The organism is Vreelandella songnenensis, from assembly GCF_003002925.1.
Taxonomy (GTDB): Bacteria; Pseudomonadota; Gammaproteobacteria; order Pseudomonadales; family Halomonadaceae; genus Vreelandella; species Vreelandella songnenensis.
Map to the genome: position 1 here is coordinate 26,794 of NZ_PVTK01000014.1, position 14,361 is coordinate 41,154.

Below are 14,361 nucleotides of genomic sequence, written 5' to 3' on the forward strand. Positions count from 1 at the left end.
ACACTCAAAGGGCAAGACAATGACACAACCGACTGTCGATCAAGCGTACCTGGCAAAGCGCCAGCTGCGTAAGGGCACCGCTGGCTGGCTGCTGCTGGCCGGCCTTGGGGTTTCGTATGTGATTTCCGGCGACTTTGCCGGGTGGAACTTCGGCATTGCCGAGGCCGGGTGGGGCGGCTTTGCGATAGCCGCCTGCCTGATGGCGCTGATGTACCTGGCGCTGGTGCTGTCGCTTGCCGAGATGTCCGCCGCGATTCCCGCCGCCGGGGGCGGCTACAGCTTTGCACGGCAAGCCATGGGGCCTGCCGGCGGTTATCTGACCGGGCTTGCCGTATTGATCGAGTATGCCCTGGCCCCGGCCGCCATCGTGATCTTCATCGGCTCTGCGGTAGAGGCGCTGGTGGGGATCGATGGCCCGCTGGTCTATCTACTGTTTTATGCCGTGTTCATCGGCATTCACCTGACCGGCGTTGGCGAAGCGCTGAAGGTAATGATGGTGATCAGCGGCCTGGCAGTGTTCGCCATTCTGGCCACTGCCGTGGCCCTGGTCGGCGACTTCAATGTCGCCAATCTGTTTGATATTGCGCCCACCGAGGCCGCCGGAGCCAGCACCTTCATGCCCTATGGCTGGTACGGGATCTGGGCGGCGCTGCCGTTTGGCATGTGGCTGTTTCTGGCGGTCGAAGGCGTGCCGCTGGCCGCCGAAGAGGCCAAGGACCCGGCCCGAGACATGCCCAAGGGGATTATCGGTGCCATGCTGTTTCTGCTGTTTACCGCGCTTCTCGTGGTGGTGCTGCTGGCCGGGGCGGCCGGGGCCGAGATGATTGGCCAGAGCGGCGTGCCGCTGGTGGATGCGCTCAACGCAGCGGGCAACCCGACGCTCGCCACACTGGTCAACGTGCTGGGGCTTGCGGGCCTGGTGGCTTCGTTCTTCTCGATCATTTACGGCTACAGCCGGCTGGTATTTGCCCTGTCGCGTGCAGGTTATCTGCCAAGGTCGCTGTCGCTGACCAGCGAACGCAAGGTGCCTTACCTGGCGCTGGTGGTGCCGGGTGTGTTTGGCTTTTTGGTGTCGTTGAGCGGTGAGGGGGATCTTATCCTGGCAATGGCCGTCGTGGGCGCCACTATCTCTTATGCGCTGATGGCGCTTAGCCACATTCTGCTGCGTGTGAAGCGCCCGGACCTGCCGCGCCCCTATAGAACACCGGGCGGGGTGGTCACGTCGTCAGTAGCGCTGGTGCTGGCACTGGTAGCGCTTACCGGGGTGTACGCCTTTGATCCCCGCGCGTTCAACTACACCATCGTGCTGTTCATTGCCGGGGCGGCCTACTTCTTCCTCTACAGCAAGAACAAGCTGGTGGCGAAAACCGCCGAGGAGGAGTTTGCGCTGGTGGTCGCCGACCCGGCAGTGCCAGGCGCCAACGTGTAACGGCGCTGGCCTTCCTGATAAAGCCCCCGTGCTCGATAGCTCGGGGGCTTGGCATCGTATAGGCTGGAAGAAAACGCCAAGAGACCCGCCTGTGAAAACCACGCCCGCCTACCGCCTGGCCGCTACGCTTCTGCATGGTTTCGATGCGTATCGTACGCGCTTCAAAGCGATTACCCAGGACGCCAGCCGGCGGTTTCGTGAGGGTGCCTGGCGCGAGGGGCAGCAGGCCTCGATTGATCGCATCAACCTCTACCAGCAGAAGGTAGAGGAGGGGCTTTCAAGCCTCAGGCAAGCGTTTTCCGAGGACATGCTGGCCCACTGCGAGCTCTGGCGGGAAGCGCGCGGCCACTACGCCGAGCTGATCAGCCAACGGCTGGATTACGAGCTGGCCGAAACCTTCTTCAATTCGCTGTTCTGCGCCGTGTTCAATCACCGCCATATCCGCAACGACTGGATGTTTGTTGAGAGTTCGCGCACCAACGCCGCACACCGCTCGGGGATAGAGCTGTGCCGGCGCCACCGGGTAAACGGCAACTGGCAGAAGGCGTTGAAATGGGCGCTTGAAGGCGCCGAGCTGGAAAACCCCTTCGCCGATATGAATCGCGATACGCGCCTGGGCGCGAAGCGGCTGGAGGCGCTTCTACCGAGTGCTATCGCGCACGCCCAGGACGCCAGCATCGAGCTGCTCAACAGCGTTTTCTACCGTAACAAGGGCGCCTACCTGGTAGGGCAGATAAGGGGTGGCGGCCGGCACGTACCGTTGGTGCTGCCCATTCGCCACAGCGAACGCTTTGACGAGCAGGCGGGGGCAGACCCCGGGCTGCACCTGGATACCGTGCTGATCGATCCCGACGACGTGGCGATTGTCTTCTCGTTCACCCGCGCCTATTTTCAGGTCGAGGTACCGGTACCCGGCGAGTTCGTCGATTACCTGCAGACCCTGATGCCGCACAAGCCCGCCGGGGAGCTTTACGCGGCCATCGGCTTTTTCAAGCACGGCAAGACCGAGTTCTTTCGTGCCCTTAACCGCCAGGTCGCCAAGCGCGAGGACCGGTTCGTGATCGCCCCGGGGGTGCGCGGAATGGTGATGGCGGTGTTCGTGCTGCCGAGTGCCCGTACGGTGTTCAAGATCATCAAGGACCGGTTCGATCCGGCCAAGGACGTGACCCACGCCGTGGTGCGCGAAAAGTACCGTCTGGTAAAGCGCCATGATCGGGTGGGGCGCATGGCCGACACTCAGGAATTCTCCAACTTCATTGTCCACAAGGATCACTTTGCCCCGGAGTGTCTGGCGCACCTGCTGGAGGTCGCGCCCGCCACGGTGTCGCTCAAGGGTGAGAAGGTCATCATCAGACACTGCTACACCGAGCGCATGATGACGCCGCTCAATATCTACCTTGAGCAGTGCAGCGAAGACGCGCTGCTGGCCGCGCTCAGGGACTATGGCGACGCCATCAAGCAGATGGCGGCGGCCAACATCTTCCCTGGCGATATGCTGCTGAAGAACTTCGGCGTTACCCGTCAGGGGCGGGTGATCTTCTACGATTACGACGAAGTGTGCTATCTCACCGAATGCCGTTTTCGTGCCATGCCCGCCGCAAGCGGTGGTGACTATCTGAACGGGGGAAACGAAAGCTTCTCCATCGGCCCGAACGATATCTTTCCCGAGGAGTTTGGCCCGTTCATGTTTGCCAATCCGGAGCGGCTGCGGCGGTTCAGGACATTTCACCCGGAGCTGTTCGAGGTCAGCTACTGGCAGGGATTGCAGCAGGCCATTGTCGATGGCCGGATCATTGACGTGTACCCTTACGGGAACGCGCAGCGCTTTGTAGACGCTGACCCATAAACACGTTGAAACAGAGGCAACCATGACGACAGCGCGCCATCTGGTGGTATTTACCGGCTCCGGGATCAGCGCCGAAAGCGGTATCAAGACCTTTCGCGCCAGCGACGGGCTGTGGGAAGACCACCCGGTGGAAGAGGTGGCGACCCCGGAAGGCTTTCAGCGTAACCCCGAACGGGTGCTGGCATTCTATAACCAGCGCCGCGAGCAGATCCGCAAGGCCAAGCCCAACGCGGCGCACCGCGCACTGGCAAGTTTGGAGCAGGCGGGGTTCAAGGTCACCATCATTACCCAGAACATTGACGACCTGCATGAACGCGCAGGCTCCAGCGAGGTGATTCACCTGCACGGCGAGATTCTGAACGCCCGTTCAAGCGTGGATGAGCGCATGCGCTACCCGCTGCCCAAGGGCGGCATCGCGCTGGGTGATACCTGCGACAAGGGCAGTCAGCTGCGCCCGGACGTGGTCTGGTTTGGCGAGAGCGTTCCGCTGTTCGATGAGGCCTGCGCGTTGGCTGCTCAGGCGGATTTTCTGCTGGTCGTGGGCACGTCGCTTGCGGTCATGCCGGCCGCGTCGCTGCTCTCCTACATCGACTACGACACGCCCTGTGCGCTGATTGACCCCGACGCCGAGGCGCTGAGCCCGCCCGGCGTGGCGGCCATCAAGGCCACCGCCGGGGAAGGCGTGCCGGCACTGGTCGCGCAGTGGAAGGCGCGGGGCACGCTGGAGCTACCGTAAGTCTTGATTATTCAGCGGTACCGGGACTCGGAAAACCAGGCTTTCATGACATCGGTAATCTGGGTCATCTCCGAAGGCGAAGTGATATAGGCGGGCATGGTGTAAAGCCAGCGGCCAAACGGGCGCAGCCATACCCCGTGCTTTCGGGCGAAGCTTGCCACGCCTGCCAGCGCGTCAGCGGTAGGTGTTTCGATGACCGCTGTGGCGCCCAGTACGCGTACATCGGCCACCGCCGGATGAGCATTCAACGCGCGATCGTCGAGTAGTTCGCGGCGAAGGGTTTGATTAAGCGTGGCGATCTTGGCGAGATAATCCTCTTCCTCGAATACCCGCAAGCTCTCAAGCGCCACGCGGCAGGCCAGCGGGTTGCCCATGAAGGTGGGGCCGTGCATGAAGGCGTGCTGTGCGCTATCACCGATAAAGGCCGCGTGAACGCGGTCCGTGGCAAGCGTTGCCGCATGGCCCAGATAGCCGCCGGTCAACCCTTTGGAGAGCACCATGATATCCGGGGTGACGCCTGCATGGTCGGCGGCAAACAGCTTGCCAGTGCGACCAAATCCGGTAGCTACCTCATCAAACACCAGCAGCACCCCGAACTCGTCGCACAGCGCTCGCGCACCGCGCAGGTAATCCGGCGAGGTCATGTTAAGCCCGCCGGCGGCTTGCAGCAGTGGCTCCATCAGCAGGGCGGCGATCTCGTCGTGGTGGCGCTCGAGCACGTGACGCAAGGCGTCAAGATCCGCTCCGACCTGCGCCGGCGAGCCATCAAAGGGGGCGGTGGGCGCAGGCGCAAAGTGGTGGCTTGGCAACAGGCCGGCAAACAGGCTGTGCATGCCCTCTTCCGGGTCGCAGACCGCCATGCAGCCGGTGGTGTCACCATGGTATGCCTTCATCAGCGACAGCATTCTGCGCTTGCTGGGGTAACCGGTGAGCACCTGATACTGAAGCGCCATCTTCATCGCCACTTCCATGCCTACCGAGCCGCTGTCGGAGTAGAAGACGTGATCAAGTCCATCCGGGGTAATGCGTACCAGCTCGCGAGCCAGCTGGTCAGCGGGGCCGTGGGTCAGCCCGCCCAGCATGACATGGCACAGCGTACCTGCCTGCTCGCGAATGGCCGCCACCAGTCGCGGATGGCCATAGCCGTGAATCATGCACCACCAGGAACAGGTGGCATCCAGCAGTCGCTCGCCGCTTTCCAGTTCAAGATGGGCGCCGCTGCCGCCGACGACTCGCGGGGCGGGCGTCTGGGTCTTGAGGTGCGCGTAGGGATGCCAGACCGGCGAACTCATAATGCCTCCAGAGAGAGATAGGAATGGGCGGTGGCGGCATCGGGCGTTGTCAGATGAGGCACGACACCCAGGCAGGGCGCTGCCAGCCTGGCGTCCAGATGAGTGATATTGGCGGCAAGACGGGCAGTATCCGCCGCAAAGGCGGGGTCGACCACGCTGCCTGCCCAGCCTGCCAGCGTCAGGCCGTCGGCGCGAACCGCTTCGGCGGTCAAGCGGGCGTGATTGAGGCACCCAAGCTTCAAGCCAACCACCAGAATGACCGGTAGCTTCAGCGCGATGGCAATGTCGGAAAAGTCTGCCTGTTCGCTTAACGGTACGCGCCAGCCGCCGGCACCCTCGATCAGCGTGAAATCCCGGAGCGTTTGATCAAGCGTTGCGCGCAGCCGCTGGGTGATATCGCCAGCGTTCAGTGACGAGCACGCTTCCAGCGCCGCCAGGTGCGGCGCGATGGCTGGCGCAAAGGCGAAGGGGTTGACCGTGGCGTAGTCGACCGCAGGCGCGCTTTGCTGCTGCAGTGCCAGCGCATCGCCGTTGCGCAGCCCGTTCGGGGTGGGCACGCTGCCGGAAGCGATGGGCTTGAGCCCCAGCGTGCTCAGGCGCCGATGGCGGGCCGCGTAAAGCAGCGCGCCGGTGACCAGCGTTTTACCGGCATCGGTATCGGTGCCGGTGACAAAGAAGCGCTTCATCGCGGAGCCTCCAGCTGCAGGGTCAGGCAGTGGTAGCTGACCGGCAATCCCCGGGGCTCACGCAGCTGCTCAAAGCGTGCGGTCGCCGCTGCCAGGTCTGCCCGGGTGAGCGTCGCATGGGGTCTGGCCACCTGGGCACCGACCCCCTTGATGGACGCCATGACCGCCTTTACGTCAGGGTAAAAGAGCGTCTCCACTTGGGTAGATTGATATAACGCGAGCAGGCCACTTTTGCGGATGGCGGTTTCTAGCACACCACGTTCTGGCGTTCTCAACAGGGCGTCCGGACGCCGCCAGGCGAAGGCAACTTCGCTGAGCGTGCCGGGCAGCAGCGTGGTGATGAGCGCTTGGCCGCCGGGCGTCAGCACGCGATACAGCGCCTGCATGACGGCCAGGCTATCGCGGCACCACTGAATCGCCAGATTGGAAAATACAAGATCAAACGCGCTTGCGGGCAGCGGCAGGGACTCGGCGCTGCCCTGCTGCCAGCTGATGCTGTCGCCATGCTGCGCTCGGGCGTGCTCCAGCATGCCCGGGGCAATATCCAGCCCGGTTACCCGTGCGGTGGGATAGCGTGTCGCCAGCCGTCTTGACCAGTAGCCGGTGCCGCACCCCAGGTCAAGCACGCGCTGGGCGCTGCCCGGAAGATGGCGCCATAGCGTTTCACCGATATGCCGCTGGGCGCCGGCCAGCGCGTCATAACGAGGTGCCGCTCGCGAGAAGGCGTGGGCCACTTTGGCCTGCCAGTCAGCTTCAGGTAGCGGTAACGGTTGTGCAATACCGAGGCTCATGCGATCTCCTCTGTCGATACCAGGTCGGCCTGGGCGGCGAGCAGGGAGGCGAGATGTGCTGGCTGCGAGAGCATCGGACCATGTCCGCAGCGCGCAATAGGCAGCGCCTCTTGGCGCGCTGCGTGGCTTGCCAGCGGGTCATGCTCACCTATCAGGTGAACCACCGGGCAAGGGGGCGCTTCAAGGCGCTGGCGGTTATCCAGTGTCGCGAGCCAGTGAAGGCCCGCGGCCAGGGTAGAAGGGTCTGCGCAGGGTGTCTTGCCCAGCAGGTCGCGAAGCTGAGTGTATGCCTGATGGGGCGCTGGCTCGCCTTGGGCCTGCCAGCGCAGGAAGTGGCGCCAGGCCGCCTCGGGGCGGCGTGCAAACACCGCCTGAAAGTCGTCAAGCTCGGCGGCAAGCGGGCTGCCTGGAACGCAGAACCTGGCGCCTGCCCCGAGCAGCACCAGCCCCTTCGGCGCGGGCAGGTGGTCGAGCAGGGCGGTCGCCAGCAGACCACCTAGCGACCACCCGACCCATACTGCATCGCGTGGCAAGTGCTCCGCCATGGCCGTGGCAAGCTCGCCGAGGGAGGCGCCGCCAGGCAGGGCAGGCATCTGCCCATAGCCCGGCCAGTCAACGGCGGCGATATCCAGGTTGCCGGGCCAGTAAGGCTGAAGCGGCTGCCAGATACGCCGGTCGATCCCCCAGCCTGAAAGCAGTACCAGACGTGTCATGATACTTCCTCGTGGCAGGCATCCAATATCTCAAGCAGCTGGTTGATATCGCTGCGCGAATGGAGGGCGCTCAGGGTTATACGCAGGCGCGACTCGCCTCTGGGCACGGTAGGTGGGCGAATGGCGCCAACATCGATGCCCGCGAGGTGCAGCCGTTCGGCCCACCGCAGCAGGCGCGATTCGCTGCCCAGCAGCAGCGGCTGAATGGGCGTGAGCGAGTTGCCCAGTGGCAGGTTCAGGCGCATGGCCTCTTCACGAAAATAACCGATATGGCGTTCAAGCCGCTCACGGTGTTCGGGTTCGCGCTGGACAATGGTGAGTGCTTCCAGCGTTGCGGCGGCGATACCGGGCGGTTGCGCGGTAGTGTAGACATAGCTTCGGGCGAACTGGGTCAGGTGGTCGATCAGTAGCGCATCGCCTGCAACGAATGCACCGGCCGTGCCAAGCGCCTTGCCCAGAGTGCCTACCAGAATCGGCACCTGCGTGCTTCCCCAGCGTGTGCCAACACAGCCGCTGCCGTTAACGCCAGTAACGCCAAGGCCATGGGCATCATCGATCATCAGCCAGGCGTCATGCTGCTGGCTTACCCGCACCAGGGCGGCAATATCGGCAATATCGCCGTCCATGCTGAAGACGCCATCGCTGACCACCAGCTTATGTGTAGAGATACTGCGTGCCATCAGACGGCTCAAGTCGTCAATGTCGTTGTGGTGATAGCGCCGCGAACGAGCGCCACTCAGCGCGCTGCCGTCTAGCAGCGAGGCGTGGTTGAGCCGGTCGTGAAAGATGGCTGTGTGAGTATCGGCCAGCGCCTGCAGTATGCCCAGGTTCGCCATATAGCCGGTGGAGAACAGCAGCGCGCGCTCGCGTCCCGTCCATGCGGCCAGGGCCTCCTCCAGCGCCTCGTGAATCGCCAGATGACCGTTCACCAGATGTGATGCGCCGGCGCCGGCACCCAGCCGCCGAGCCCCTTCGGCCTGGGCTGCCTGAACCCGTGAATCCTGCGCCAGGCCAAGGTAGTCGTTACTCGCGAAATCCAGCGGGGCCGGTTGCCTGATGCGACGAGTTCGCCACTGCTGGGCGCACTGGCGAGTGTCGCGGGCACTGATCAGGCGCTCATGCCACGCTTTAGACACCGGCATCCACCGCAAGCTCGGCGGCACGCTCGTTGAGCCGCTGCTGCTGTGCCTGCTGGGCAAGGCGTGTGGCCTGGGAATCTGTACTTTCGCAGGTCTCGCGCTGCTCCGGGTGCAGGCCCAGCTTGGTAAACAGGGCGCGGTCGCGGTCGGCCTGGGGGTTGCCGGTGGTCAACAGCTTGTCGCCGTAGAAGATCGAATTGGCGCCTGCCAGAAACGCCAGCGCCTGGGTGGATTCGCTCATCTGCTCACGCCCGGCAGAGAGGCGCACGTGGCTTTGCGGCATCATGATGCGGGCCACGCCAATGGCGCGGATAAATTCGATAGGGTCCAGGTCCTCGGCGTTTTCCAGCGGCGTGCCGGGGACCTTGACCAGCATGTTGATCGGCACGGATTCCGGGTGCGGGGAGAGCCTGGCCAACTGCTGCAGAAGAGCGCTTCTGTCCTGGGCGTCTTCACCCATGCCTAAAATGCCGCCGGAGCAGACCTTCATGCCCGCTTCGCGCACCGTCGCCAGCGTCTCCAGGCGGTCGCTGTAGGTGCGCGTGGTGATGATTTCGCCGTAGTAGTCCGGCGAGGTGTCCAGGTTGTGGTTGTAGTAATCAAGCCCCGCGCTTGCCAGACGGCTGGCCTGCGCGCCATCCACCATGCCCAGCGTCATGCAGGTTTCAAGTCCCAGGGCCTTTACCTGGCGAACCATCTCTTCGACCTGCACCAGGTCCTTGTCACGCGGGCTGCGCCACGCCGCGCCCATGCAGAAACGGCTGGCGCCGGCGGCTTTCGCCGCCCGGGCTTGTTCGACGACCTTTTCGATCTCCAGCAGCTTCTCTTTTTCGAGCTGGGTGTTGTAGTGGCCGGACTGCGGGCAGTACTTGCAGTCCTCTGGACAGGCGCCGGTCTTTATCGATAAAAGCGTGGATACCTGCACCGCGTTGGCATCGAAATGCGCCCGGTGAATCTGCTGGGCCTTGAACAGCAGATCATTGAACGGCAGCGCAAACAGCGCATTGATTTCATCCAGAGTCCAATCGTGGCGGGGGGCAGCAGTTGCAGTCATCGGTAAACCATTTTAATTTGATAGGTTGACCAGACTCTATCGGCGCCAAGAGCGCCGTGTCAACTTTATAGATTTTTATGGTTTACATCGCGGGGTTCGTCATTCCAGGGGCGCTGCTTTATACTCTGCGCCCTTTTCTTCTCTCTGGAGCGCGGATGTCTGCCTCTGATACTTCCTCTGAGTGTGATCCGGCAACCGGCCATCCGCGACCGCCGCGGCGCGAATTCAAGGCGCGGGGCAGTTTTGTCATACGCTGCGAAGGCTGCAACCTGCCCAAGCTGAACTGCCTGTGCCCGTATCAGGTAAAGGCGGAAAGCCACGCTCAGGTATGGCTGATCACCCACTCGCTGGAGCACTACAAGCCGACCAACACCGGGCGCTTGATCGGCGACGTGCTGGCGCAGACCAAGGTGTTTACCTGGTACAGAACGGCGCCGGATGCCGCTTTGACAGCGCTTTTGGAAGACCCGCGCTATGTGCCGTTCGTGATCTTCCCCGATGATCAGCCCGATTACGCGGATCGCGTGGTGGGCATGGACGCCGTGCACCGCGCCAGAGAGCAGTCCCGCATTCCGGTATTCATCATTCTGGATGGCACCTGGCGCCAGGCGCGGCGCATGTTCCGCAAGAGCGCTTACCTGGATGCGCTGCCGGTGTTACCTCTGCATACCGAGCGCGAAACCCGCTACCGGCTGCGCAAGCCCGCCTCGAAAGCGCATCTGTGCACGGCAGAAGTGGCCATTGAGCTGTTGCGCCAAGGAGGCGATGAAAACGCGGCGGCGGTGCTGGATGACTACTTTGACGTGTTCAACGACAGTTACGCTGCCAGCCGCTTCTACAAGAAGATTGCCGAACCCACAGAAGCCATGCAGCGGCTGCTGGCACGAAAGGCCGCGCCGGAAAGCTAGCGGGCCGCTCCCGGCAGCCAGCGCAGAATCACCTTGCGCACCCAGTACCAGCGGTTGATCAGCAGGGCCGCGAAGATGAGTCCGCAGCCGAGCAGTTGCAGCGGGGCCATGGTTTCACGAAACCACAGCGCGGCGAGTAGCGCAGTCCAGACCGCTTCGAGCATTAAAATGACCGAAGCGTGGCTGGGGGTCGTCATCCCTTGAGCAGTGATCTGAAGGAAAAAGCGCAGCGCGCTTGCCAGCAAGGCGCTTGCCAGGAACCAGCCGAGGATGGACGTATTCAGCGCCACGGGCTGGCGCTCGAACGCAAGTGAAGTCAGCGTCAGCACGCCGCCTACGGCCAGTAGCTGAAGCGTGGTCAGCGGCAGGGCGGGAACGTTGCGCACTACCCGGGTGTTGACGTTGATCAGAAACGCAAAGCAGAGCGCGGCGCAGGCCATCAGCAGCTGGCTGGTTTCCACTCGAAAGCCCGCGTTGAGCGACAGCAGCGCAAAGCCTGCAAGCGCCACTGGCAGGGCAACCCAGGTCGAGCGCGGCGGGCGGTCGCCAAACAGCAGCCTGGCTACCACCGGCACCAGCAGGATGCCAAGGCTATTGATGAACGCGCTTTCCCCCAGGTGGCTTGAGGTCTCAAGCCCCATGATCCAGAAGCCAATCGCCACGCTGAACAAAAGCCCGACAAACAGCCCGCGCCGGATGCGCCGTGCGGGCATTCGGCGCAGTGCCGGCCAGGCAAAGCCCAGCAGAATCAGCCCGGCAAGCAGGAAGCGGGTGCCGATAAACAGCAGCGGCGGCATGCCGGCCAGGGCTTCCTTGGAGAAAATCCAGCCTCCTGCGGCCAGCACCGTCACCAACAGCAGCAGGGCATCTGCCTGCCAGGGCGCGCGCTTGAGCGTGCTCACGCGGCGTCGCCGCCAAACAGGGCACCGGCGATTCTGAAACCGGCCACCCAAGTGCCCACTGCCGAGCCGAGCGTGGCGAGTATGAACACCAGCAGAGTGCGCGACACGCGGTTTTGCCACCAGCCTTTAAGGTGGGTGACATCCTTGCGCAGCGAGGAGAAGTCGCGCACCTTGGGCTTTCGCATGTAAAGCTCCACGCCGGCCGCGACAAAGCCTGCGCCAATGGTGGGGTTCAGCGAGGTAAGCGGGGCGGCAAAGAAGGTAGCAATCACCGTGACCGGGTGGGCCAGCGCTATGATGGTCGCACCGCCGGATAGAATGCCGTTGATCAGAAACCACTCCAGCACCAGCTGCCAGCCAAGATCCGTATTGCGCGAGAAACCAATCGCAAAGCCGGTAATCACCAGGATGGTAATCAGCCAGGGCAGGGCTTTCCATAGTTTGGAAGGCGGTGGCGTGGCTTCCAGCGCTTCGCGCTCGACCGTTGGATTGTCAGGCAGCGGCGCTTCAAGGTGTTCGACAGTGCCTTTCAAGTGCCCGGCACCCAGCACGACCAGCACATTCTTGAAGCGCCCAGGCGGGGCCTGTTCGGCAAGGCGCAGCGCCATGTAGCGGTCGCGTTCGCGAATCAGCGGGGTGTAGAGTGCCTCGGATTCGGCGGCAAACTCGCTGAAGGTCGCCTCCAGCATGTCACCCTCCTTGAGCTTTTCGATCTCCTCCTTGGAGACGTCCTGGCGCGACAGCACGCTGCCGATCAGCCCCGAGAAAAGCGAAAAGCGCTGCCACCAAGGCACGTTGCGGTAGATGCGCTTCAGGGTCACGCCTACGTCGCGGTCCACCAGCAGCAGCGGCAGATTGCGCGAGCGGCACTCTTCAAGGGCGGCGCGCATTTCCGCACCCGGCTCGATGCCGGACTGTTCGGCGATGCGCTGCTGGAAGGCGCCCAGCGCCAGGCTGGCTGCCACCATGCCCGCCTTGCCCTGCTTGAATACCTGAAACAGGTCCTGCTCGCCCATGGCATCGGGGTTGTTCATGCTGTGATGGCGGGCATCGCACAGCTCGATGGCGATGGCATCGAACTGGCCGCTGTCGGCAAGGTTGCGCACGTCATCGGCACTCTGGGCCGACACGTGCGCGGTACCCAGCAGCGTGTAGGTAGTGTTGCCAACGGTAACCGCTTTCAGCGGCCCGCTGGTGGCCGGCAGGGCGGCAAAGGGTGCGCTCGGCGGGGTGGTTTCGTCTTGGCTCATCGTATCTCAACTCGAATATGAAACGGCAAAAGTACTGGCAGAACGCACAGGAAAAACCTATCAACGGCGCCAGAACGCCGGCGTGAACAGCACCAGCACCGTGAAAATTTCCAGGCGGCCGAGCAGCATGGCAAGCACCAGAATCCACTTGGCAAGGCTTGGAAGCTCGCCGTAGTGGCTGCTGGCCTCACCAAGCGCAGGCCCCAGGTTATTAAGTGCAGAACCCACCGACGACCAGGCGGTAATCTGATCGACCCCGGTGGCCATGACGCCTACCATCATCAAGAAAAACAGCATGACGTAGGCCGAGAAAAATCCCCACACGGCCTGGGCGATGCTGTCCGGCACGCTCATCTTGCCGACCTTGACGGCAATCACCGCGTTGGGGTGAATCAGGCGCATGACTTCGCGCATCCCCTGCTTGAGTATCAGGATGATGCGGATCACTTTCATGCCGCCCGCGGTCGAACCGGAACACCCGCCCACGAAGGCTGCAATGAACAGCAGAAAGGGCAGCGCACCGGGCCAGGCCGAGAAGTCGGCCACCGAAAAGCCTGCGGTCGTGGCCACCGACACTACCTCGAAAAGACCGTAGCGCAAACCGCTCAGCGTATCGTAGGTCTGCGTCAGCCACAGCGTGATCACGGTAATGGTGATCAGCCCGGCCATAAACAGCATCAGAAAGCGCGCTTCCGGGTCCTGAAAGTAGTGCAGCAGGCGTTTTTCACGCCAGGCCATGAAGTGCAGACTGAAGCTGAACGCGGAAATCAGCATGAAAGCCACGCAGATAAGCTCGATGGAAGCGCTGTTGAAGTAGCCGATGCTGGCATCGTGGGTGGAGAAACCGCCAATCGCCACGGTGGAGAAACTGTGCCCCAGCGCATCGAACCAGTTCATGCCCGCGAGCATGTAGGCCACCATGCAGGCGATGGTCAGTGTTGCGTAGATATACCAGAGTGCCTTGGCCGTTTCGGTAATCCGCGGGGTCAGCTTGGAATCTTTCAGCGGCCCCGGAATTTCGGTGCGGTAAAGCGCCATGCCGCCGACCCCAAGCGTGGGAAGAATCGCCACCGCCAGCACCACGATCCCCATTCCGCCCAGCCACTGCAGCTGCTGGCGGTAGTAGCGGATCGATTCGGGCAGAAAGTCGATGCCCGTGATGACCGTCGCCCCGGTGGTGGTAAGCCCCGAGAACGACTCGAACACTGCATCCGTGATGCCCAGCGCCGTATCGCCAAACAGCATCAGCGGCAGCGAGCCGAACAGGGCCAGCACCGTCCAGAACATGGCGGCGATCAAGAAGCCGTCGCGAATGCGCAGCTCCTTGCGCGCCTTGCGGTTGGGCAGGTACAGCAGCAGCCCGGTAGCCACCGAGATGGCGATGCCGCTCATGAAGGCGTGCCACACGCCGTCGCGAAACCACAGGGAAATCAGCATGGGAGGGAGCATGGTCAGGCTGAACAGCATCAGCAGCAGCCCTAATATGCGTAGAATGACCCGCAGACTCATGGTTGGTGCATGCTCCTAAAAGAACGTCAGGCCGACCTGGAACAGACGCTCCACATCGCGGATGCGGCGCTTGTCGATCACGAACAGGATCACGTGATCGCCGCTC

13 protein-coding genes are annotated in these 14,361 nt (G+C 62.9%); 4 read left to right on the plus strand and 9 right to left on the minus strand.

Features of this window, described 5'->3' with window-relative positions; genetic code table 11:
• Positions 1 to 19: 19 nt before the first annotated feature.
• The 3 genes from eat (at position 20) to B0H98_RS16270 (ending at position 4,011) form a co-directional block, all read left to right on the plus strand.
• Positions 20 to 1,429: an ethanolamine permease gene (gene eat, locus B0H98_RS16260; protein WP_106376117.1), complete on the plus strand. Its 1,410-nt coding sequence runs from the start codon at positions 20 to 22 to the stop codon at positions 1,427 to 1,429.
• A gap of 91 nt (positions 1,430 to 1,520) precedes the next feature.
• Positions 1,521 to 3,275: a bifunctional isocitrate dehydrogenase kinase/phosphatase gene (aceK, locus tag B0H98_RS16265; RefSeq protein ID WP_106376118.1), complete on the plus strand. Its 1,755-nt coding sequence runs from the start codon at positions 1,521 to 1,523 to the stop codon at positions 3,273 to 3,275.
• Between the two features lie 22 nt (positions 3,276 to 3,297).
• Positions 3,298 to 4,011 carry an SIR2 family NAD-dependent protein deacylase gene (locus tag B0H98_RS16270; RefSeq protein WP_106376119.1) on the plus strand — a complete coding sequence of 238 codons (714 nt, stop codon included), beginning with the start codon at positions 3,298 to 3,300 and terminating at the stop codon, positions 4,009 to 4,011.
• Positions 4,012 to 4,022: 11 nt separating this feature from the next.
• Here B0H98_RS16270 and bioA read toward each other — a convergent pair whose 3' ends face one another.
• Genes bioA through bioB form a run of 6 tightly spaced genes read right to left on the minus strand, consistent with a single transcriptional unit; the run spans position 4,023 to position 9,686 of the window.
• Entirely contained in the window at positions 4,023 to 5,303 is a 1,281-nt protein-coding gene (bioA, locus tag B0H98_RS16275) for an adenosylmethionine--8-amino-7-oxononanoate transaminase (protein ID WP_106376120.1), read from the minus strand.
• Positions 5,300 to 5,989: a dethiobiotin synthase gene (gene bioD / locus B0H98_RS16280; RefSeq protein WP_106376121.1), complete on the minus strand. Its 690-nt coding sequence runs from the start codon at positions 5,987 to 5,989 to the stop codon at positions 5,300 to 5,302. Before bioD ends, bioA begins: the two co-directional genes overlap by 4 nt.
• Positions 5,986 to 6,780: a methyltransferase domain-containing protein gene (locus tag B0H98_RS16285; protein WP_106376122.1), complete on the minus strand. Its 795-nt coding sequence runs from the start codon at positions 6,778 to 6,780 to the stop codon at positions 5,986 to 5,988. Before B0H98_RS16285 ends, bioD begins: the two co-directional genes overlap by 4 nt.
• The gene (locus B0H98_RS16290) at positions 6,777 to 7,493 is read right to left on the minus strand and encodes an alpha/beta fold hydrolase (protein WP_106376123.1); all 717 of its coding nucleotides are present in this window, start codon (positions 7,491 to 7,493) and stop codon (positions 6,777 to 6,779) included. The genes B0H98_RS16285 and B0H98_RS16290 overlap by 4 nt, the downstream gene beginning before the upstream one ends.
• A complete protein-coding gene (bioF, locus tag B0H98_RS16295) occupies positions 7,490 to 8,635 on the minus strand; it encodes an 8-amino-7-oxononanoate synthase (RefSeq protein ID WP_106376124.1) in 1,146 nt (381 codons plus the stop codon). The genes B0H98_RS16290 and bioF overlap by 4 nt, the downstream gene beginning before the upstream one ends.
• Entirely contained in the window at positions 8,622 to 9,686 is a 1,065-nt protein-coding gene (gene bioB, locus B0H98_RS16300) for a biotin synthase BioB (protein ID WP_106376125.1), read from the minus strand. The genes bioF and bioB overlap by 14 nt, the downstream gene beginning before the upstream one ends.
• A gap of 155 nt (positions 9,687 to 9,841) precedes the next feature.
• On the opposite strand from bioB, the gene B0H98_RS16305 reads away from it, so the two are divergent.
• Positions 9,842 to 10,594: a tRNA-uridine aminocarboxypropyltransferase gene (locus B0H98_RS16305; RefSeq protein ID WP_106376126.1), complete on the plus strand. Its 753-nt coding sequence runs from the start codon at positions 9,842 to 9,844 to the stop codon at positions 10,592 to 10,594.
• Here B0H98_RS16305 and B0H98_RS16310 read toward each other — a convergent pair.
• The 3 genes from B0H98_RS16310 to B0H98_RS16320 are packed head-to-tail and all read right to left on the minus strand — an operon-like array spanning position 10,591 to position 14,255.
• Positions 10,591 to 11,496, minus strand: a complete 906-nt coding sequence (locus B0H98_RS16310; protein ID WP_106376127.1) for a DMT family transporter — start codon at positions 11,494 to 11,496, stop codon at positions 10,591 to 10,593. The two genes, B0H98_RS16305 and B0H98_RS16310, sit on opposite strands and share 4 nt — an antisense overlap.
• Positions 11,493 to 12,746, minus strand: a complete 1,254-nt coding sequence (locus B0H98_RS16315) for a TraB/GumN family protein (RefSeq protein WP_106376128.1) — start codon at positions 12,744 to 12,746, stop codon at positions 11,493 to 11,495. The genes B0H98_RS16310 and B0H98_RS16315 overlap by 4 nt, the downstream gene beginning before the upstream one ends.
• A gap of 60 nt (positions 12,747 to 12,806) precedes the next feature.
• Positions 12,807 to 14,255: a TrkH family potassium uptake protein gene (locus tag B0H98_RS16320; RefSeq protein ID WP_106376129.1), complete on the minus strand. Its 1,449-nt coding sequence runs from the start codon at positions 14,253 to 14,255 to the stop codon at positions 12,807 to 12,809.
• Positions 14,256 to 14,361: the final 106 nt, after the last annotated feature.